This is a genomic window from Rhizobium etli 8C-3 (assembly GCF_001908375.1).
In the GTDB taxonomy this organism is placed as follows: Bacteria; Pseudomonadota; Alphaproteobacteria; order Rhizobiales; family Rhizobiaceae; genus Rhizobium; species Rhizobium etli_B.
This window is the reverse complement of sequence record NZ_CP017243.1, coordinates 216,654-237,856: the sequence shown is the minus strand read 5'-3', so window position 1 is coordinate 237,856 and position 21,203 is coordinate 216,654. Positions and strand designations below refer to the sequence as shown.

The 21,203-nt window shown below is 59.7% G+C and carries 14 protein-coding genes and 4 pseudogenes; 14 read left to right on the top strand and 4 right to left on the bottom strand.

Going from position 1 to position 21,203, the window contains the following annotated elements; genetic code table 11:
• Window positions 1-14: 14 nt before the first annotated feature.
• Entirely contained in the window at window positions 15-1,370 is a 1,356-nt protein-coding gene (gene tssK / locus AM571_RS23690) for a type VI secretion system baseplate subunit TssK (protein ID WP_004678823.1), read from the bottom strand.
• 654 nt (window positions 1,371-2,024) lie between these two features.
• Here tssK and AM571_RS35855 point away from each other — a divergent pair.
• A pseudogene (locus AM571_RS35855) lies at window positions 2,025-2,572 on the top strand (transposase); the annotation flags it as partial.
• A 965-nt stretch (window positions 2,573-3,537) separates the two neighbouring features.
• Entirely contained in the window at window positions 3,538-6,003 is a 2,466-nt protein-coding gene (locus AM571_RS23675) for a hypothetical protein (protein WP_225881312.1), read from the top strand.
• Between the two features lie 1,285 nt (window positions 6,004-7,288).
• Here AM571_RS23675 and AM571_RS37630 read toward each other — a convergent pair.
• Window positions 7,289-7,645 (bottom strand): annotated as a pseudogene (locus AM571_RS37630) (IS3 family transposase); the annotation flags it as partial.
• Between the two features lie 93 nt (window positions 7,646-7,738).
• On the opposite strand from AM571_RS37630, the gene tssA reads away from it, so the two are divergent.
• The 7 genes and pseudogenes from tssA to tssG form a co-directional block, all read left to right on the top strand.
• Window positions 7,739-8,731, top strand: coding sequence for a type VI secretion system protein TssA (tssA, locus tag AM571_RS23660; RefSeq protein ID WP_004680423.1), 993 nt, complete (start codon window positions 7,739-7,741; stop codon window positions 8,729-8,731).
• A 35-nt stretch (window positions 8,732-8,766) separates the two neighbouring features.
• Window positions 8,767-9,321: a type VI secretion system contractile sheath small subunit gene (gene tssB / locus AM571_RS23655; protein WP_004680424.1), complete on the top strand. Its 555-nt coding sequence runs from the start codon at window positions 8,767-8,769 to the stop codon at window positions 9,319-9,321.
• Between the two features lie 2 nt (window positions 9,322-9,323).
• A complete protein-coding gene (tssC, locus tag AM571_RS23650; RefSeq protein ID WP_004680425.1) occupies window positions 9,324-10,811 on the top strand; it encodes a type VI secretion system contractile sheath large subunit in 1,488 nt (495 codons plus the stop codon).
• A gap of 115 nt (window positions 10,812-10,926) precedes the next feature.
• Window positions 10,927-11,460, top strand: a complete 534-nt coding sequence (locus AM571_RS23645) for an Hcp family type VI secretion system effector (RefSeq protein WP_004680426.1) — start codon at window positions 10,927-10,929, stop codon at window positions 11,458-11,460.
• A gap of 86 nt (window positions 11,461-11,546) precedes the next feature.
• A complete protein-coding gene (gene tssE, locus AM571_RS23640) occupies window positions 11,547-12,050 on the top strand; it encodes a type VI secretion system baseplate subunit TssE (RefSeq protein WP_004680427.1) in 504 nt (167 codons plus the stop codon).
• The gene (tssF, locus tag AM571_RS23635) at window positions 12,050-13,936 is read left to right on the top strand and encodes a type VI secretion system baseplate subunit TssF (RefSeq protein ID WP_004680428.1); all 1,887 of its coding nucleotides are present in this window, start codon (window positions 12,050-12,052) and stop codon (window positions 13,934-13,936) included. Before tssE ends, tssF begins: the two co-directional genes overlap by 1 nt.
• A pseudogene (gene tssG, locus AM571_RS23630) lies at window positions 13,900-14,871 on the top strand (type VI secretion system baseplate subunit TssG); the annotation flags it as partial. The gene tssF and the pseudogene tssG, both read left to right, overlap by 37 nt.
• Window positions 14,872-14,976: 105 nt before the next feature.
• Here tssG and AM571_RS38230 read toward each other — a convergent pair.
• A pseudogene (locus AM571_RS38230) lies at window positions 14,977-15,114 on the bottom strand (CoA ester lyase); the annotation flags it as partial.
• Between the two features lie 549 nt (window positions 15,115-15,663).
• On the opposite strand from AM571_RS38230, the gene AM571_RS23625 reads away from it, so the two are divergent.
• The 5 genes from AM571_RS23625 to AM571_RS38225 all read left to right on the top strand — a co-directional run bounded on the left by AM571_RS23625 (window position 15,664) and on the right by AM571_RS38225 (window position 20,495).
• Complete coding sequence (locus AM571_RS23625) at window positions 15,664-17,691, top strand: type VI secretion system Vgr family protein (RefSeq protein ID WP_004680430.1); 2,028 nt, start codon at window positions 15,664-15,666, stop codon at window positions 17,689-17,691.
• A 715-nt stretch (window positions 17,692-18,406) separates the two neighbouring features.
• Entirely contained in the window at window positions 18,407-19,378 is a 972-nt protein-coding gene (locus AM571_RS23620) for a hypothetical protein (protein ID WP_004680431.1), read from the top strand.
• 525 nt (window positions 19,379-19,903) lie between these two features.
• Window positions 19,904-20,209, top strand: coding sequence for a hypothetical protein (locus tag AM571_RS23615; protein ID WP_004680432.1), 306 nt, complete (start codon window positions 19,904-19,906; stop codon window positions 20,207-20,209).
• 42 nt (window positions 20,210-20,251) lie between these two features.
• Window positions 20,252-20,404: a hypothetical protein gene (locus tag AM571_RS35850; protein ID WP_312863359.1), complete on the top strand. Its 153-nt coding sequence runs from the start codon at window positions 20,252-20,254 to the stop codon at window positions 20,402-20,404.
• On the top strand, window positions 20,361-20,495 hold the full coding sequence (locus AM571_RS38225) for a hypothetical protein (protein ID WP_004680433.1): 135 nt from the start codon (window positions 20,361-20,363) through the stop codon (window positions 20,493-20,495). Before AM571_RS35850 ends, AM571_RS38225 begins: the two co-directional genes overlap by 44 nt.
• Window positions 20,496-20,836: 341 nt before the next feature.
• Here AM571_RS38225 and AM571_RS23600 read toward each other — a convergent pair whose 3' ends face one another.
• Complete coding sequence (locus AM571_RS23600; RefSeq protein WP_004680434.1) at window positions 20,837-21,136, bottom strand: hypothetical protein; 300 nt, start codon at window positions 21,134-21,136, stop codon at window positions 20,837-20,839.
• Window positions 21,137-21,203: the final 67 nt, after the last annotated feature.

Here is a 21,203-nt window from a genome sequence, read left to right as displayed (position 1 = left end):
GGGGCATTGGTGGGCTAACTCAAATGTGGGTTCTGTCCGGCTCGGATGGCCCAGAGAGCCATTTCGAGATTTGGGAAGTCGCCAGCAACGTGCAGCGCCAAGCCGGCGGATTGGGGCATATCCTTCCAGAAGCGGCTATTTTGATCGATCTCGAAATAGCTGAATCCAACATGGAACGGGATCTGACGCGGCGCGACCGGTAGGGGATTGATGATAATGCCGGGCAGTGCGACATTGACGAGTTCCGTGATTTTCTCCGCCGGGCCGATCTTAATCTGAGACGGGAACTCGCGCCGGAGGCGCTCGACCTCAATATCAGCCCGAGCAGCCAGCACGAAGCTCGAGGTCGTAAAGAGAGAGCGGTCGGCCACCTCAGCCACATGGACACCGTATTTTTGCCGCTGCAGCGGTACGGGGACCGCAGTCTGCTCAATCACTGCACCCAGCGAAGCCCGGATCGACTGCATCACTGGCAAAAACGCCTCCGCGAGAGAGTCGTGCTTGTAAACACCAAGGGTCGGGGCACGTTTATCGACGCGGGCGAACGTGGCTAGTTCACCCGCCAATTGGAGCATGACAACATACAGCGATTCCGGATTTACAACGGCGGCCTTGGACAGGTGGCAGAAGTACGGCTCGTACCGATTGATCGCCTGCAGCAGAAGGAAGTCCGCGAGCTCTGCAACCCGGCTCGTTCCCGACTGGGAGACCCGAGTGGCCAGAGCTTCACCACGATGGTGAAGCAGGCCGGTGATCTCAGTGATGTAGTTCGAGAGGACCCGGGAGCTGGCGCAGTCGGGGGTTGGCGGCACGTGCGTTTCGTCCAGAATGATCTGTCGGTCGGCCCGGACCTCTATGATACGGGCGATTGGGATGCAAGTGTAGCCAGACCGGTCTGCCGCGTCCGGCAGCAGTCGAAAATCCAGCCTCGCTACGTCGATGGAGGCGCTGCCTCGCTCGCCAGCGTTGGTGTCGACAACATCCTCAGTGGAGACTGCGAAGCGGATAGGTACGTCAATTCCCGCTTGCGCGTCGGTTTCAAGAGCGCCGGGTTGATAAAACGGTACCGCCAAGTGAATAAGCGAATCTCGAAAATCCGGCGGAACGTCGTAGGGAGTTGGCTGGTTGGCTTCGTCAGGAATACTGAAGGGCATCCCGTCCTCCAAGACGCCGCGAGCCGCTTCGATGGCGATCTTACCGAGACCAAGCAGCTCTCGATTGAGCCGCAGCTCGCTGATACCCCACCCGTACCCATGCAAAACCGCCGTCCTGCTGCGCACCAGCTGTTCGACGTGACGATCGGCCTGCTGAAAATGCTGCGGGCGGAGGAACAAGCCCTCCGACCAGACGACCCTATTATTCCACGACATTCAAGACTCGCCTCGCGTCCACCTGACAGAACGGCTTTCTCCGTAAAAGTAGCAGAGCTTCACTGCCCCCTTGCATGCACATCTGATATCCAACAATGCGCTGGTAGAAGGGCATCGCGTGTCGGGACAGCTCAGATATGCAAGCGCCGAAGCTCATCAGGATTGGTCATGAGCCCCCTTGCAGCGCGACAAGCAAGGGGTCTCATCTAGACTGTCGCTCAGTAGCCCGTTGCCCTCAGAGCCTTATTGGTCGTTCATGTTCACACTGACCTACAACGCGCCAATTCGCCTGTCCTGTCACTCGTACGAGATGAATCTCGCAAATGACCGCCCGGAAGCCTTGAGACCCGGCGCCGCAAGTACGGGGCCAAAAGAGCAGCGCAACAGGCAAGGTGACACGTGATGCGCATTGCCTCGTCGAAAATGTTCCTGAATACGCTGAGGCAGTGCCGCCGCCAACATCGTCTTCACGCGCCGCCGCCCCTAAAGCACCTTGACGACCAGTTTAGCGATTAGACAACCACCTCCTGGACACGATCCACGAACCGGTTGCAGTCCCGGTTCGCGCCAGGTGCGGGATAGCAGCCCTGGCGGCATGGATCATTCATGCGGCGAAGATAGGCATTTCCACATTTGGTGATGCCCAATAGCTAGCGAATGGGATATGCGCTGCGCCTCATGTTGGCGCGCGAGCACATGCAAGATGGCACGGTGGAGATCGACCGTTTTCATCTCGGTGAGCGACCGAGAATGGATCCGGACGGTCTACCGCCTGGACGGGGCCGAAAAGGCCTTTCGATACATGCAGGGCGCGCGACGGCGAAAGGGATCGAACCGCAACCTGCCTGCTGGGCGGTGAGGCGTTCATGGCGATTGGCAAGAGCTTTGCTACGCATGAGAACGTAAAGCATTCGAGCCGCGAATTCGTCCAAGTCGCCGTCCACTCGGTGGGAGGTTTCAAGTCCCGGGTCCGCCGCACCATTGCCGGCGTCTTTCATCATATCAGCCCGCAGCATGCCTTGTCTTTCCACGAGATCGGCTTCCGCTGGTCACAGCGCATTGTTACGGGCCAGGCAGTGCGGATACTAGTCACGGGTGCCGCCGGCGCTGCGATTGCTGCAAGTCTTTCGCGCTATTACCGGCCGGCAATGCGCAGAAGTCCGGATGCCGGGATCATCGTTAAATCTCCCAGCCTTTTGTGATAAGGCCGCGTTGTTTAGCGGAAGCCAGCAAGGAGTTCGAAGATGAAGGCCGACCTCACTGGCGCCGCAATTGGCGACAGTTGCCACTACCCTGGTATCGGTGGGCCAATCCCACCATAGAAGAGATCATGTCGATGTTTCGTCGTAACCGGCTTGCGCGGCACCGGCGGCCGTCAGCGTTGATAGCAATCCGTGCCGATCGCCACATCAAGCACGGACCTCCGGTCTGGAGAACGGGTCGTCGCTGCATCTCTCGAAGGATCGCCGCTGTCGTTATGGGTTCACGCAGGAGCTGCGCCATAGCCGCTCACTAACCGGATGCGAGCATATCACCTGTGCATGCAATCCAATACCGGGACTGCGCTAGTTTGAATCGCGGGCTCTTCTCCGTGGTTTTTGAGGTTCTGCTGCAATGATGCGTTTACGCTACCAGTTATCAACGGCCTGGCCATGTCTTCGGGATCTGCCGGCCTCCCGTCACCTGAGCTCGATTCCGCAGAGCCGCCCCATGCCACAACAGCAAAAAACGGGACCCACGGTGATTGAGCGGCGTCCGAACGAGGCTCGGCAAGCTGGAGCGGTCGATGGTCGCAGTCGCGCCCCTTGCACTCTGGTTAAGTCGCTTGAGCCCCTGATAAATTCTGACCTTCCGTCAGCAGTCGGTGCCCGACAGCTGACCCCTTGTTTCCTGAAGGCCATATCCCAGGGGGGTGAGCATGGTTGACAGGGACCCTCGGACTAAGGGGCAGGGCTCTTCGCGGCCGGATGAGGGCCGGCACCCAGCGGATCAAAGAGCGCAGTCTTCAGTGGCGCGTGTCGATCAAGTGGCCGACAACTTCAATTCGGACGACATCTGGCAAGAGAATTCGGTATTGCGTTACGTGGAAAGGCTAAGCGTCGGCCAGCCAAGCCCGCCGACCGAGCTTCAAAGCCCTGAAGAACAAACCCCGCAAATGATGGCTGACATGACGGAACTGACGAGAGTTCCGGTCGTCCCGGCAGAGACCGCGTTCAACCTCACGAGGACAACAGATGAATACAATAATGCCGATCGCACTATTCACCTCGTCGAGGGCCAGCCGCTGGAGACTGGCCCTCAGCGCGGGGGGCTGCATGGCCTTGGGAATTTAGAAGCCTCAGCGGTTGCCGGGCCCACCGAGGTGCCGGGTGGAAGAGAGGAGCATTCGGCCATGTCCGAGGTGCCCGCGGAGCCCAGCGATCCGACCGGTGGCGGGCGCAAGAGGCGGACTACTGAGAAGGACGCAGATCCCAGGCCCAGCCGCAGGCAGACGTTATATGCTCAAAGGCCGCTGGCGTTGGCGCCTGATCTCAGCGCCGCGAATGCCGGCATAATCGTGGGGCCTCGAGCGGCGTTCCGGACGGTGTCGGCCCAGGACCAGGCGAGGCTGGACGAAATCGCCAGGCAGACACCGCGGCAGTCGAGGCAGAGCAAGGGGGCGTGGGCGGACGCGCTGAAGGCGGCCCATCCCTATCTCAGCGCCGCCGATGCCGCCGTAATCGTGGGCGTCGTAAAGCGGGTTATCGCCAGGAGGGCGGCGTATCGAACGGTGTCGGCCCAGGACCGGGCGAGGCTTGACGAGATCAAGGCGGCGACACCGCAGCTGCCGGGGCAGAGCAAGGGGGCGTGGGCGGACGCGCTGAAGGCGGCCCATCCCGATCTCAGCGCCGCCGATGCCGCCATAACCGTGGGCTCTTTTAAGGACGATATTGCAAGGAGGACGGCGTTCCGGACGGTGTCGGCCCAGGACCAGGCGAGGCTGGACGAAATCGCCAGGCAGACACCGCAGCTACCGGGGCAGAGCAAGGGGGCGTGGGCGGACGCGCTGAAGGCGGCCCATCCCGATCTCAGCGCCGCCGATGCCGCCATAATCGTGGGTGCCGTAAAGCAGGATATTGCTAAAAGGGCCGCGTTCCAGACGGTGTCGGCCCAGGACCAGGCGAGACTGGACGAAATCGCGGCGGTGACACCGCGGCTGCCGGGGCAGAGCAAGGGGGCGTGGGCGGACGCGCTGAAGGCGGCCCATCCCGATCTCAGCGCCGCCGATGCCGCCATAATCGTGAATGCCGTAAAGCAGGATATTGCTAAAAGGACAGCGTTCCAGACGGTGTCGGCCCAGGACCACGCGAGGCTGGACGAAATCGCCAGGCAGACACCGCAGCTACCGGGGCAGAGCAAGGGGGCGTGGGCGGACGCACTGAAGGCGGCCCATCCCGATCTCAGCGCCGCCGATGCCGCCGCCATCGTGGGCGCCGTAAAGCGGGTTATCGCCAGGAGGGCGGCTTTCCAGACGGTGTCGGCCCAGGATCAGGCGAGGCTGGACGAAATCGCTAGGCAGACACCGCGGCTGCCGGGGCAGAGCAAGGGGGCATGGGCGGACGCGCTGAAGGCGGCCCATCCCGATCTCAGCGCCTCCGATGCCGCCATAATTGTGGGTTCCGTAAAGCATAATATTGCTAAAAGGGCGGCGTTCCGGACGGTGTCGGCTCAGGACCAGGCGAGGCTGGACGAAATCGCCAGGCAAACACCGCGACAGTCGAGGCAGAGCAAGGGGGCGTGGGCGGACGCGCTGAAGGCGGCCCATCCCGATCTCAGCGCCGCCGATGCCGCCACAATCGTGGGCGCCTTAAAGGACGATATCGCCGTGAGGGCAGCGTTCCGGACGGTGTCGGCCCAGGACCAGGCGAGGCTGGACGAAATCGCGGCGGTGACACCGCAGCTGCCGGGGCAGAGCAAGGGGGCGTGGGCGGACACGCTGAAGGCGGCCCATCCCGATCTCAGCGCCGCCGATGCCGCCACCATCGTGGGCGCCGCAAAGGACGAAATCGCCAGGAGGGCGGCGTTCCGGACGGTGTCGGCCCAGGACCAGGCGAGGCTGGACGAACTCGCTAGGCAGACACCGCAGCTGCCGGGGCAGAGCAAGGCGGCCTGGGCGGACGCGCTGAAGGCGGCCCATCCCGATCTCAGCGCCGCCGATGCCGCCGTAATCGTGGGTGCCATAAAGCAGGATATTGCTAAAAGGGCGGCGTTCCGGACGGTGTCGGCCCAGGACCAGGCGAGGCTGGACGAAATCGCGGCGGCAACACCGCGGCAGGGGGGGAGCAATGCGGCCTGGGCCGATGCGCTGAAGGCGGCCCATCCCGATCTCAGCGCCGCCGATGCCGCCACCATCCTGGGCACCTTTAGGGACGATATCGCCAGGAGGGCGGCGTTCCGGACGGTGTCGGCCCAGGATCAGGCGAGGCTGGACGAAATCGCTAGGCAGACACCGCAGCTGCCGGGGCAGAGCAAGGGGGCGTGGGCAGACGCACTGAAGGCGGCCCATCCCGATCTCAGCGCCGCCGATGCCGCCATAATCGTGGGTGCCTCGAAGAAACGGATAGCCAGGAGGGCAGCGTTCAAGGTGATATAGGACGGCTCATGACTCATCACCACATTCCCTAGGAACTGCACCATCATGTGCGTTGGTTGTCCACCACGGGATTGCATGAGCATGTGAGAGCGCCGAATTTTTCTTCAGTCTGGAGGCCAATACCTGGCTCGAGATCGATATTTAGGGGCACGACGGCCGGCGCATTCCGGCTGACTAACACGCCGAGAGCGACCTCGTCTTCGACGGTCGGGAGCGCAGAATGTCGGCTCGCATGCCGCTGCGACCATCAGCCCGCTCCTCGCAAGATTGGCGCCAAGGCCGCCGTCGAACGATGGCGACGAGGCAAGTTTTTCCAAAACTTTCTTTAGCATAGAGGTAGAAGGATCGCTACAGCGGGGTTGCAGTGCGCGGGCGGCTAGGGTGACTAAGTGCGTGCACTCCACGACCGTCAAACGGGGTCGGTGTCCGTCAATTCGAAATCGCAGGGATCTGCACGAGAGACCGCGTGGTTGCCCTGCACGACTAATGGAAGCAGGGTCGACAGTCACGTTGGGATGCGGTAGGTGCGCGATAGAACGGGGGATTGGCGGCGGGACTCGATTCTTTTTAGAAGATCACGCAAAGCCGCATCACACCCATTGTCAAAAGTAAATACCGCGACGATGGTTATTAAACTTCGACTTCCGTCGAAAACGGCAATGGCGCTCACGAAGGAGGCCGGCCGCTGCGAAACCCCGCCATCTCCGCACCCCACTCCTTCGCTCCAACTGGGAGCAAAATGAATGAGGCAACGTGCGAATCTCGGGGAGCATCGTTACATGCGGTCAATACGGATCTCATCCAGATTGTCGCCCTATATGCCTCGTGCGGCGATCCGGCGGAGCGCAGGAGATATAATGCCGTTGAAGTGCTCGAGCCGTTCTACCACTGACGCCGGGTCGCTGCACGCGCGATGGACCCGCCGGCTGGCTGCTCGTTCGATGAGGGTCCGCGCGCCGACACCCCCAAGAGCGATCGCCGAGGACGCCATCCACCTTATGCAGCAACTGGCGCGGAGGCGGCCGCGCGAAGACTTCGTAGTTGGAGGCCTTCAGGCTCACGTTTGCAACGGTACTCCGCAGGTTGCCCTTTGCAACGACTGCCCGACGATGTCAATTCAATCTGGCTGAGCTTGTACCGTCAAGTTTATCCAGTTTGGGGTTCGCTCCAGCGGTGGGTTGCGCATCTGCGGCGGCATCGGCGGGTTTAGGTGCGGAGACCATTCCGAATGCGTAGCACTGCATCACGTCGCGGGTTGCCGATCTGGGCGAACTCTGCAGGGTTAGTTAGCCGAGGCCAGAGTGCTTGGCTTGCCACGCTCCTCAACAACCCGATCCAGTCCACAGGCGACCGCAGGCCGGAGAGCGAAGTATCGGCGACGAGAGTCCGGCTTTCCTCACGACCATCAGAAGCCTGAACCCGCGCCAACGATCATTGGCAGCCAGCGGGATCAACACCAACGCTTGCCTTTCGCTCGTTTCCGGCCACGGCGCTTGCGCATCGTGAGCTTCTCCTCCCGATGGACCCGGAAGAGCTTCTTGTTGTTCACAAGGTGTCCCTCGCGCCTGAGCAGCACATAGCTGCGTCAAGATCCGAAGCGGCGGCATTCACGCCCCAAGCATTCACGACATATACGAATGTCGATTGTGCATGAGCAATCGCGTCTGCTCATTGCTAAACATTGAGAAACAGAGGCGCGACGATCTTTTATGTCGGGAAAACTGGGATTTGGGTCATGCTCGATGCAGATCATCTATTAAAACCGATCAGCGACGGCAACGCATGCGGGGATGCTCTCGATTACGATTTGAGCTTCCTGGAGCTGGAGATAGCGTCGCATGGCAAGCCGCACCAGCAGATAGGCGACTCCATCGCCACCGAGGAGGCTCCCGATTGGACAGAGGTGTGGCGGCTTGGCCTCGACCTTTCTGCCCGCACTAAGGATCTAAGAGTCGGCATCTTGCTCACACGATCCGCCCTCAGTCAGTTCGGCTTCTCTGGTCTAAGTCGGGGGCTTGAGCTGCTCGCGGCCTATGTCGAGCTCTACTGGTCAGAGCTACATCCGCGACCGGATCCAGAAGATGACGAAGATCAGACCGTTCGCCTCAACGCTCTAGCGAGCCTCTGCGATCTCTCCGGGCTCTTGGCAGAAATACGCCAAGTCCCACTCACCTCCTCCAGGCAATTCGGGACTTTTACGCTCCGCGATTGGGCTGGTGCGCTACGGTCCCAATCTACGGAAATTGATCGTTCGACCATCGAGCACGCCTTCATCGACACCGATCCACTGCAGCTCGAGCAGATCAGCACTGGTCTCCACGCCAGCCTGGCAGCCGCCACCCATCTAGACGCGAGTGTTCGGCAGCACGTCGCGAGTGACGAGGCCGTTCGATTCGACCCTCTGATAGTGCTACTCACCCAGGCCAAGGATCTGGTCGACGCCCATCGGAAAAGGGCCCAGCCTGCAGCCCCGGCATCTCCATTGCCAGACTCTAGCAAGGCCTCTTACCCCGAAGTGATCCGCAACCGCGATGACGTTGTCGAAATTCTTGGCCGCATTTGCCACTGGTACCAGGTGAATGAGCCCGCGAGCCCGCTGCCAGCCCTCCTGGAGCGCGCGCAGCGACTTGTCTCGAAGGACTTCATGGCTCTTATCAAAGAGTTGGCGCCAGAAGGGGTTGCCCAATACCGTTCGATTGCCGGTCTGGCGGTCGGCGAGGGCACGTGACGTGCGCAATCTTCCCTATCAGGAGAGTGGAACACATGACAAAGGCGAGTAGTCAAAAGTTCATCGCGCGGGTTCGTCCGCCTCGCGTACAGATCGAATACGACGTCGAGACCTATGGCTCTCAGAAGAAGGTTCAGCTTCCCTTCGTGGTCGGCGTGATGTCCGACCTCGCCGGCAATGCTGCCGAGCCGCTTGCCCCTGTCGCGGAGCGCAAGATGATGGAGATCGATATCGACAATTTCGATGATCGGCTCAGATCGCTGAGGCCCAGGGTGGTGATGCGGGTGCCGAACCTATTGACCGGAGAAGGCCAACTCGCTGTCGACTTGACGTTCGAGCGGCTCGAAGATTTCTCGCCGGCGGCCGTGGCGCGCAAGGTCGACAGCCTTAGCAGGCTGCTCGAGGCGCGAACGGAGCTCTCCAATCTGCTGGCCTATATGGACGGGAAGAACGGTGCCGAAGAGTTGCTCACCCACTTCCTCGCGGATTCGGCACTGCTAAGCGCCCTCGGCAATGGCATCGAGACTGAGAAGCCTGATGCAGTGGTTGCCGCTCCGCCATTGGCATCCCCAGACACAGAGGAGAACTGATCATGATGCCTGCAGATGCCACAGATGTACAGGTCGCCACCGTTGATCTCGGCGATTTCACCCGCATGCTTCGATTCGAGTTCAAGATCCGCTCGGACCACTCCCGTGACTTGGTGGAGAGTGCCGTCCGAACACTGGCCGAGCAGGCACTTCAAAACACGTCGCTAATCAGCGACGATGTCGTCACGACTATCCAAGCAATGATTGCTTCGATCGACCAGAAGCTTTCTGCACAACTCAACGAGATCCTCCATCACGAAAATTTCCAGCGCGTGGAATCAGCTTGGCGGGGCTTGCATCACCTTGCCATCAACACCGAAACCGATGAAACGTTGAAGATTCGCGTTCTCCCAGTTTCAAAGGTGGAGATGTCCCGAACTCTGCGGAAATATAAGGGTGTCACCTGGGATCAGAGTCCGCTATTCAAAAAAATTTACGAAGACGAATACGGCCAAATCGGCGGTGAACCCTATGGCTGCCTGATTGCCGACTACTATTTCGACCATACCCCACCGGACGTAGAGTTGCTTTCGGGACTGGCGCAGATCGCGGCGGCGAGCCACTCACCGCTTATATCTGCCGTCTCACCACATCTGCTGCAGATGGATTCTTGGCGTGAGCTTGCGAACCCGCGTGACATCACAAAAATCTTCCTCACGCCCGAACATGCCCCTTGGCGGGCGTTCCGCGAGAGCGAGAACTCTCGGTACGTGGCCCTGACCTTACCACGCACCCTTGGCCGGCTGCCCTACGGGGCCAAAACCAACCCGGTCGATGAATTCGCCTTCGAGGAGGACACAGACGGCGGCGACAGCGAGAAATACCTTTGGACGAACGCAGCCTACGCCATGGGCGTAAATATCACGCGCTCGTTCAAGCTCTATGGCTGGCTCTCCAGAATTCGTGGCGTCGAATCCGGCGGCCTGGTCGAGGGTCTGCCGGTACATACCTTCCGCAGCGACGACGGTGGCGTCGACCTAAAATGCCCCACTGAGATCGCGATCAGCGACCGCCGTGAGGCCGAACTGTCCAAAAACGGTCTTCTACCGCTGTTGCACCGCAAAAACACGGACCTCGGCGTATTTATTGGCGCTCAAACTATTAACAAGCCGGTCAAATACGAAGACCCCGACGCGTCAGCGAACGCCGAACTCAGTGCCCGGCTACCCTACATCTTCGCAACCTGCCGCTTCGCACATTATTTGAAGTGTATGGTCCGGGACAAGATTGGCACGTTCAAGGAGCGCCACGAGGTCGAGGAGTGGCTCAACCAATGGATTCAGGGCTATGTCCACCCCTCGCCCGAGCTTGGGAGCGAAGAGAGTAAGGCACAGCAGCCGCTCTCCTCAGCCGAGGTCAAGGTGGAAGAGGTCGAAGATAATCCCGGATATTACGTTGCGAGATTTTACATGCGGCCACACTACCAGCTCGAAGGCCTAACCATCTCTTTGAGACTTGTCTCGCGCCTGCCATCCGCCCGCAAGGACTGAGAAAACCCGCAGATGATTGTGCTCCGTTCTCGGCGCCAAAACTCCGGAATAGCTGCCCCGGGCTGGCCGATGCAATCCAGGCCCAATCAGATCAACGAGAAAAGGAAAGTCCATCATGGCGTTCGACGCGGTTATAAAATTCACGCAAGCGTCCAAGGACGGCATTTTGCCCAAGGGCGAATCTATCATTCTAAAGGACGGTATCACCCTAGCGGACGAATGGAGCTTTTCACTCGAAAACAAGCTGAACATTGGGCCTCATACCGCCGGGGCGGGCGCGGGCAAGGCCGAATTCGAGGTCTTCACTATCAAGAAGCAGGTGGATACGTCATCGCCCTCTCTGTACGTTGCCTGTGGTCGCGGCGCCCACTTCAATAGCGTCGAACTGAAACTTTTCAAAGCGACGGGGAGCGGACAAGCTACATCAGAATCGAACCTGTTCTTGCACTGGAGTTTCAACATGCTGGTAGTCGAGAAGGTCGAGTGGTCCTATGCGGAAGAGGCCCCCGAGGAGACGATCACATTCCGGTTCGGCGCCTGCAAGGTCATTTATTACAGGCAGGATGAAAAAGGCGCTCTTACCAAAGCTGGCGAGGGCATCTGGAACCAAATCGCGAACAGCACCGACTTCAATAGGCTCGTCGGCTGATGGGGCCATCGGCAACCCGGGAATATTCGGGGCTGCGCGCGAAAACGACAGATCGACTCGTCGCCATTGCACCTGGAGATTGTAACATGGGCAGAGATGTTAAGCGGGATCTCGTGCAACCATCCCTCCTGGACCGGCTTACGGACGATGAGCCGCGCAGCTCGTGTGAAGCGCAGGACAAGCGCAGCTTCTCTGTTCGCCAACTGGAAGAGGTGATTCTACGCGATGTTTCCTGGTTGTTGAACACCAATCAATTGGGTGCAACCGTAGATCTACAAGCGTACCCTCACGTAGCGGCCAGTGCACTTAATTATGGTGCCTGGCCTCTCAGCGGACAAATTCGCGAAGGCATGGATAAGAGCGCATTGCGCGAAGCGATAATCGAGAGCCTTCAGCGCTTTGAGCCGCGTCTCTTACCGGACACCCTGAAGGTCACGGTCCTGGACGATGGTCAGGGTTGCGGCACTTTTCGCTTTAGGATCGAAGCCGATCTGTGGGCGCAGCCATTGCCGGTGCGAATGGTGATGCGTACGGAGGTAGATTCCGAGCTCGAATCCGCCCGCGTTCATCTCGGTACAGAGATAAGCTGATGGATCCCCGGCTCCTGCGACTGTACAACGACGAACTTGCTTATATGCGCGAGATGGGGGCCGAGTTCGCCCGTGCATTCCCGAAGGTCGCCGCCCGGCTCGGGATGGAATCAGCGGAGGTCGCCGACCCCTACGTCGAGCGGCTTCTGGAAGGCTTCGCTTTCATGGCGGCGCGGGTGCAATTGAAGCTTCAGTCTCGCTTTCCGGAATTCACCCAGCACCTCCTGGAGATGGTCTATCCGCATTTTCTACCGCCGCTCCCCTCGATGACGATCGTCCGTTTCGAGCCCGACCAGGATGCCGGACGACTTGAAAATGGATACCTCGTGCCGCGGGGAACCAAGCTTTTGGGCCGTCTTGCTCCGGGCGCCGTCACACATTGCGAGTTCCGCACGGCCCATGATGTGCATCTCTGGCCAATTGTGGTGAGCGCTGCCGATTATTTTTCGACGCCGGGGCAGATCGCCGCACTGGATCTTCCGGCCCGGCAAGATGCGAAGGCTGCTTTGCGACTACGCCTTCGTACCACCAATGGCATGCCGTTCAATAAACTCGGACTAGAGGCTCTCACACTGCACCTAACAGGCCCCGGTGGCATCGGCGCCGCACTCGCCGAACAGCTTCTCGGTGACGCATGCAATATCATAGCCCGTCCGGTCGGCCGGCCTATCCCTTGGCAGGAAAAGATTCCGGTTCATGCGCTGCAGCAACGCGGTTTGGAGCCGAGCTGTGCTCTCCTGCCCGAGGTGCCACGCTCTTTCGACGGGTACCGTCTCCTACAGGAGTATTTCGCCCTCGCGGAGCGGACGTTGTTCGTCGAGGTTAGCGGGCTGGCAGACGCAGTAGCCCTGTCAACTGCCGAGACCCTTGAGATCGTCTTCGCACTCAGACGTGTCGAGCCACGGCTGGAACGACAGCTCGGGCCCCAAAATATCGTTCTCTTCGCAACGCCCGCGATTAATCTCTTCGAACGCCAGGCAGATCTCGTCCACGTGAGCGACAAGAACACCGAGCATCATGTGATTGTTGACAGGATGAGGCCGCTCGACTTTGAGGTCCACTCGATCCTCGAGATGAGCGGAGACGGGGCGAAAAACGAAGCGGCTCCCGTGAGGTTCTACCCGTTCTATAGCATCAGCGCGCACGGTCAGGAGGAGCAGCATTCCAGATACTACGCGATCCGCCGGGAGCAGCGCCTCATGTCGGAGCACCAGCGTCTAAATGGCGCGCGGACTGGCTACATCGGCAGCGAAACGTTCGTTTCTCTAGTTGATCGCCAGGCGGCTCCCTATTCGGCGGAACTCCGGCATTTGTCTGTAAACTGCCTGTGCTCGAACCGGGATCTGGCGCTGCTGCTGCCGATCGGCCGGGACGTGACAGACTTCACCCTGGAAATCGGCGCTCCAGTTACCGCCACCCGGTGCGTATCGCCCCCGAGCCGACCGCGCCACTCCTTCGCCAATGGCGATATCACTTGGCGATTAATTAGCCATCTTTCACTGAACTACCTCTCGATCAGCAATTCCGATAGGAACGACCACCGGGGCGCAGAAGCGCTACGTGAACTCCTCCGCCTCTACGTCGATCCAGTCAATGCCTTCGCCTCACGGCAGATCGACGGGATCCGGGAGATTCGGTCCAGGCCTGCGGTCAGGCGATTGTCCAGCGGTGGACAAGCCGCCGTAGCACGTGGGATTGAGGTTGGTATCATCCTGGACGAAGCGGCCTTCGAAGGCGTTGGCATCTTTCCGCTCGCCTCCGTGCTCAACCAGTTCTTCGCGAAATACGTATCCATCAACAGCTTCACCGAGATGGTCGTCTCGACGCTACAGCGCGGGGAGGTAATGCGATGGCCGACGATGGCCGGCCGCCGGGCGATCCTTTGATTTCGGGGGCACTCGGCGACTTCCTAAGCTCGCTCAGGGCCGAACCGCATGCCTGCGACTTCTTCCAGGCTCTGCGGCGGATCGATGCAATCTGCTCAGATCGGCCTCGGCTGGGAGAATCGAGCGGTCCCAGCCTGGATCGCGTGCGGATCGCCCAGCAGCCCTCCCTTGCATTTCCGACTCGATCGATCGCGGGCGTGACTGCGCACGAGGAGAACGACCCCGTAATCTCCACCTACGCCTTCGGCTTGTTTGGACCCCACGGTCCCCTCCCATTGCATCTGACGGAGTACGCCCTTCTCCGGCAGCACAACGCCGCGGATGAGACGCTGATCCGATTTGCTGATACCTTTCATCATCGAATGGCCTCGTTCTTCTTCCGCGCATGGGCGGAGGGCGAACCGACCGTGAGCTATGACAGGCCACAAGAAGATCGATTTGCCCTTCAGCTCGGCGCGCTAGCCGGCTTCGGGATGACCTCCCTGCGCGCGCGGGATGCTATGCCTGATCTGGCCAAACTCCACTTCACCGGCCGTCTCGCCTCACACACCCGCAACGCCGAGGGGCTCGCTGCCATCCTCGCCAGCTTCGTCGAGGCGCCGGTTGATATCCGTGAATTTGTCCCAAAGTGGGTGGATCTGCCCCGCATATCGCTCTGCCTCCTGGGCCACGACCCGGCCACGGGCACGCTGAACAGCAACGCTATTGCAGGTGCGAGGGTCAGAGTGTGGCACCATCGGTTCCGACTCATTGTGGGTCCCCTCAGCCTGGCTCATTACGAATCGCTTCTGCCCGCAGCTCCCGGCCTTAAGTCGATAGCGGAGATCATCTGCAACTACCTTGGAGATGAACTTGACTGGGAGATTAACCTCGTTCTCCGTCAGGAGCAGGTCCCGGAAGTGCAGTTGGGTCGCTGCGGCAGACTCGGATGGTCCAGTTGGATGGGCAAGAGGAAAACGCGCCAGCACGCCGATGACTTGACAACTACCCCGACTGACCGGGGCCCACCGGCTGCCGCATGGCACTCTCCTGAAACGGACATCCATGATGCGGCGGGCCCGCTCGACCTTCTTTTCGGGCGGGGAGAAGATCTCCTTGGCGAGATCGATCTGGAACGGGTGAATGGCCCACGTAACCTCGATACCAAGTGCGGCGGCACGGCGGGCGGCGGCTTGGAAGGCCCGTTATGACAAGCATCGGAAGCTCGACTCTCTTCAGTAAGCTCAACGCAAACTGCAATGGGACCGCCAAGGCCCTTTGCAAAATTCGCCGTGACGCCTCTTTGGAACGTTATCGCCATTTTGACGCCCTTGAGGCTTCAGCAGCGGAGAGGCCTATCGAGCCGACGATCGCGGCGAAACTCGACCACCGTGGTTGTCCGCTCGGGCGCTGCGCCCTGGGCCTGGTTGAATCTTCCAGGAGACACGTCGTCGCTAGCACCGCCGGAATCCGCCAACTCATCGATGTTACAAGGCCGCATGGCGAGATTTGGGTGGGACTTAGCGTGGGTGAGTTCCAAGAGACCCACACGCTTTCTTCACCCCGCCCTCCCCCGCTTGGCTCTGACGATGCGGGCCAGCAAGACATCTTGGCTGAGCAACGGTCGGCGATTTCGATGCACGAAATAAACGCTTTTCGGCATCTTCGCCGATGGCTTCGGCAGCATCCTACTCACGCCATCGGGCGCAACCGCGCCTTCTCATCAAATCTGCGGAACACACACCACCATGGTCGAGTCAAGAATCGAGAGTCTCTTAAGGCACAATCGTTTTGTTGCGGTCACTTCGGCCGCGTCCGAGTTGAATGAAATCTCTCTCCGGCGGCTCAGTGGCACCGAGCGGCTGGGGGAACCTTTCCTCTACGAGGTGAAGCTCGCCAGCCGCAATCCAGTTCAGAACTTTGCTACGATCCCCGGTCAAAACCTGACAATCGGCCTTAAGCTCAAGGACTCGCAAACGCGCTTCTTCAACGGTGTTGTTACGCGCTTCCAATATCTCGGCCTCGACGATACCGAGCACCTCAACTACGTGGCGCAGGTGCGGCCGTGGATTTCATTGCTCGAGCATCGCTCTAACAGTCGGGTCTTTCAGAACAAGACGAGCATCGAGATCATCACCACGATTTTTCGAGAACATAAAGGCAATTTCAAGAATCAGACCGCCCGACGGTTCCCACAGCGCCCATATTGCGTCCAGTACGATGAAACGGATCTGGCCTTCGTCAGCCGCCTCATGGAGCAGGACGGCATCTACTACTATTTTGAACATGCTGAGGACCAACATGACCTGGTGCTGGTCGACAACGCCGCGAGTCACATGGCCTGCACGCCTGAGATCGTAGAGACCCACCACAATCTCAGGCCTGCCCGAAGTCTTTACCAAGAAGATGTCATCCTGCATTGGGACGAGGTCGTATCGCTACAGCCGAATAAGGTCGTTCTCAGGGACTATGACCATGAGAAGCCGATGGCAGAACTGACGTCTGTCGCGCGTGTTCCTCCCGTGAGGACAGGCGGCATTCCGCCATGCAAGCTCACGGGAAGCGCCATCACCCGACCGCGGGAGAGCGTGGCGGTCAGAACGGGCGAGACCTCGTCGGCAAGCAGCGGCTGCACGGCAATGCGGGAGGTCTTCGAGTATCCAGGCCAGTATACAAAAAAAAGCGATGGCGATTTCTACGCCACCATCCGTGCCGAGGAACTCGCCTGCAACGCTTATCGCGCGCGGATCGAAAGCACTGCGCGCCAGATAACGACCGGGTCATTATTCAAGGCGGCAAATCCCTTCTACTACGGCCAGGTCGGTTCCCGCCCGAAACCCACCGATCGCTTTCTGGCAGTCGGACAGGACTTCACTGTCATCGGTGAGGTGGGGGACGATCTCACTGCGGACACCGTGGGGGGGAAGGGCGAGCGGTTCCTCTATCACAGCAACGTAGAGATTATCCCCGCGACCACCCAGTACCGACCGAGGCGCCGCACACCGGCGCGGTTGATTCACGGACCGCAGACGGCCGTCGTCGTGGGCCCCGAGGGCGAGTCGATCGCGACGGATAAGTACGGCCGTGTGAAGGTTCAGTTCTTCTGGGACCGAGAAGGCGGAAAGAACGAGAACAGCTCCTGCTGGATTCGGGTGGCCCAGAACTTCGCTGGTAAGGGTTTTGGCAACCTGGTCGTCCCACGGATCGGCCATGAGGTCGTGGTTGATTTCATCCACGGCAATCCCGACACGCCCCTGGTGACCGGCGTCGTATACAATGGCTCAAATCTGCCGCCTGAAACCCTGCCGACCGACAAAACGCGGTCGACCTTCCGGACGCATACCGATGGCGGCGCCGCTAATGCCTACAATGAACTGCGCTTTGAGGACAAGCAGGGCCGTGAGGAGGTCTATTTGAAGGCCCAGAAGAATCATACCGTCGAGGTCGGGAATATCTACAGCATCGACGTCAAGAGACACTTCCTCCTGACCTCGGGCGGCGCCGCGCCCGACTCCCCTGCCGCAGCGGCCTTAGGTAGCCGCGTCGAGGTAACACCCGACAAGATCCGCCTTGTAGTATCGGGCAGAACCGGCCCGCAGGCCATCGAAATCAGCGGCGATGGGATCGCCATTATCGGCACGATGATTGGCGTTATGGCAACGCCTCCGCGGCTCGGGTCCATCGTCTCCATGCCGCCGCCGACACCGGGTCCACCCACGCCGTCGATAATGAAGCTTATTGCGACACTCGGGCTGCCGCCTGTTACGCCCGAGTGACACGATGTCAAGGTGAACTGGTTCTGGGCCTCGGCTGTCCGGAAGTCGTTGCCTTTAAGTCGGCAGGGCCCTGCAGGCGTAGAGAAAAAGCGTAACGGCTTCGGCGTCGTAAGCTGACCTACCAAATCAACGTGACACTGCGAGATTGCCCGAAAATGAGGAAAGGTTATCGCGCGTGAGCGTTTGTTCCGGGAACTTGCGCCTCAGTTAGATGGAGTTGCCACGCGAAATCGGCCGCAAGCGGCTCCAAATGCGTCTGGTTTAGGTCTCCACCAAGCTGGAACTGGTGGATGAAATACCTTTATCACTCGGCGTCACGAAATTGCGATCAGGGCGCGGGCGGCGCAAAAATCAGCGTTCTCGATCTGGGCGTTACAGCGCTGCTTTGCAGGGCGGGCTCTCGCCTCGAAGCGCTTCTGGCGGAGCGTGGCCGCCTCGAGCAGCAGTCGAAGCCTTTCACCATGCTCGAAGGTGTCTCGCTTCTATTTGCGTTTCGAGTTCCTGATAGGCGCTGGCCATGCCTGTCAGGCCGAGTTTGCGCAGCATGTCAATGGTGGGATTGTTCAACGTCGCGATAAAAATCATGCGCTGTCCAGCTCGAGGGAGGACGCTGGCCATGCCCCCGAAGCATAACGGGATACGAATTTGGTATTGGAAGGAAAGGTCGCGACGGAAGTAACATCAGCAGTGACGCAATGACCTAAGGAACGACGCAATGTACGGCAGAAGGCAGGGGGGTGTTGGCAATAGTTCCGAACAAGGCGGTGAAGACACCTTTAACTGGGTTGAAGGCTTGACTGGCTCCTCGTCCGGCGAAGCGGCACTGAAAGAAATTTTACTGGCCTGGGCGGAAGACGGGCAGCAGGAGCAGGACGAGGACCGGCACGAGGCAATGGCACGGATCGAGGCCTGGACGGAAACCCGCAATTTTCGTGCCCCCCTGAACTTAACATCGCTGTCCCTAACGGCACTGCCCCCCACCTTACCGGCCGGCCTCCAGCGGCTCAACGCCAATGACAACCGGTTGGGCAGGCTGCCCAACAACCTCCCGCCCGGTCTGCGAAAGCTCTCTGCCTGCGACAACCAGCTGACCACGCTGCCTGAGGTTCTTCCGGACATGCTCGAGACGCTCTACGTCGACGGCAACCGGCTGACCAGATTGCCGAACGAGCTTCCTTCCGGACTAAAGTATCTCTACGTCAACCACAACCGGCTGACCAGTTTGCCCGATAACCTGCCGCCTGAGCTCAGGGAGCTTCATGTCACCCGCAACGAAATCGCGCACCTGCCGGAGAATCTCCCCCTCGAATTGACGGATCTCCGCGCCGAACTCAATAATATAATTCGCCTGCCCGAGCGCCTTCCTGCAAAGCTCACGAGGCTCGAAGTCCCTCACAATGAACTGACTAGCCTACCCGAGGACCTCCCGGCCACCCTAAAGTGGCTCAGCACCGACAGTAATGAACTGACCCACCTGCCCCCTAACCTGCCGAGGGGGCTGGAGGAGCTTAGCGTTCGTGGAAACAACCTGAGAGGACTTGGCGACGGGCGAACTGCACTGCCGTACATTCTGTCGCAGCTTCCGCCTCATTGCAAAGTGTACCTGAATAACAATCCGCTGCCAGATCGACTGCGGGCGCACCTGAGCGCGCAAAGCGGGACGAGCCTTCCGCAGATCTTTTTGTGATGCTGCCTGACAAACGGGCCAAACTAGGTCCCTGCGTTTTGAGTAAAAGGCCTTTTGCCGAAGCCATGGCGGTGGGGTGCAGGCCAGGTATGACGCGTGCGGATCAAAAACAATGAGTTTGCAGGTTTATGCCGCTCGCCGGAATGTGTTGAGTTGTGGAAGCAACAGACGTCTCACTGAAGACTATGGCCGGAAAGCCCAGGCTCGGCACTTGTGTCCTTCGGGCGACCTTGCATGCGAGCCAGTTCGTACAAAGGATTACCCGCTATCGCGTACCAGGAGGTGCGACGCTTACGGCCTAGAGGCATTGCCGCCGGTTGGAACGTTCGGAAGCTGGACCCAGATTTCAACAGGCCTCAAGCGCATCCACCATTTCCACATGGTCCACCCCCAGCATCGCGTATTCGTTGATCTAACTACCCGAGACTCCAGCCTACGGGCCTATTTGCATTCGTCGGCGATCGACGACTCTGTCGCCTATTAGTTGAAATAGGGTTTCGTGGCGAGCCAGCAGAGGAACAGCCCATGGATGAGAAAAACAGCCCCATTGTTTGCATCTCGGGTGTAGACGAACGAAAGCTCGGCGCCGCTCTAATCGCGGTCCAATCGGCATTTAGTGTCGCGATTGCGGAACTATCGAAGCTTCACAAAGGGAACAGTCCTCAGTGGTTCGAAGACCTGGAGGAGGTGGTAATCGCTAACGCAAAAGGCACAGTCACCGAGGGCATCTCGCTGGATGTCGAGGTGGAAAGCCTCAAATTCGGCATCGACGTCCTTCGGGCGATCTTAGATGTCAGCCGCGTTGAGCTAGGCTTTGCAGCAAAGGAATAACCTTTCGCCCAAACGAGGTCTCGATGCTATTTGGCGCCGGAGATGTTCGATGCACACTCGAACCTTCGCATGAGTACCGCGCTCGTCGCCAAAGTAGCCCGCATCGTCACCAAATGGTACGGTCGTCCGACAAACCAGGAGGTCTTGCCGCATGATCGACGATACGACCTATGCATGGCGCACCGGCGTTTTTGAGGCAACGCGCGTTTTCCATGCGGAAGACCCGGGCGGACCAACCTTCATCGGGGGCAATTTGCGCAAGCCGGACTCCCATGGAAGACAATAACTTGTCGGACGCTGGGCGCACGAGACTGAGGGACTCAGCGTTGAAGATGTGCCGACAAGCTCGGCATTAGCGATGCACCCTGTATAGCGGGCAGCGACCGCCTTGCCATGCTTGAAGATGCCCTGAGCCGACACGCCCACAGTTGATAAAGATGTCGACTCAGTACCGCCGGCCGCTCCTCACCTTCTACCTTGCTGAGCCGCCAGCCATTGCGGCTCGTGGCAAGGATTTTTCGGACTCTTCCCGAGAATATGCACAACGCGACGCAGCGCTTGTCGACCCGCTGTTTCGTGAAGTTCGCGCTCGCCAGGAAATGGTGCGTGATGAGCCCTTTGTAAGAGTCACCCTTGCGCCGGCAGTCCGAGACCTCCCCGTTCATCTGGTTCGTCGTCTGGAATCGCAATCGATCGATGATCGACCTCCGCCCCTTCGTCGCAGGGATACACATCAAGTGGCATTGACCTGGACAGCGACCGCTCGCGCTGGAGCGCCGAATACCGGCGGCGCATTTCACCGGACGCAATCGACCCTGCCGTCCAAAGAGCGACCAGTTCCATGAAACCCGGGTCTTCATCGATCCGGATTCCTCGCGCCTTCCAACGCGCGATGACCCGCTCGGCTATGTCCCTGCGTGAATCCATTACCACTTCCCTGCCCCCTGCCCCCTGCCGCCTACGCGGTTAGATACCAAGATGGTGGGTTCTTCGC